We start from the raw sequence: 406 nt of genomic DNA, 5'->3' as shown, positions 1-406 counted from the left end.
CACGCAACCGGGCGCCGGCTGCTCAGGAAGTTTGCCGCCATCTTCGTTGTAATGGTCGAGATCGCTTTCCGGAAAAAATCCTCGTTTGGCGAGCACCGTATAGAGTGCGCTCACGGCGTGGCCCTTGCTGAAGATCAATCGATCACGGTTGGGATCGGACGGCGATATCGGGTCTACGGCAAGAACGTTCCAGTAAAGCGCAACGAGCAAATCCACGGAAGACAAGGCACCGGCCAGATGCGCGCTTTGTGCGCGATGCGACAACTCGATGAGCTTGAAACGAACCTCGCTTGCGATGCGACCGAGTTCGGTTTCGTTGGAGCGGCGGTCTGTGACCGCCGCTGATCGTGGACGGTCATAGACCGCGCCTATGGTCATATCGAGTTGATTGTGACAATCCACTAGC

1 protein-coding gene is annotated in these 406 nt (G+C 57.1%); it reads right to left on the bottom strand.

Annotated features, from left to right (window positions below; translation table 11 throughout):
- Positions 1 to 406, bottom strand: a 406-nt coding sequence (locus CS062_RS25640; RefSeq protein ID WP_303645171.1) for a thiamine pyrophosphate-binding protein, incomplete at both ends; no start/stop codon positions are given.

This window comes from Roseateles chitinivorans (genome assembly GCF_002761755.1).
GTDB lineage: Bacteria > Pseudomonadota > Gammaproteobacteria > Burkholderiales > Burkholderiaceae_C > Roseateles > Roseateles chitinivorans.
This window is presented reverse-complemented; position numbering and strand designations above follow the sequence as displayed.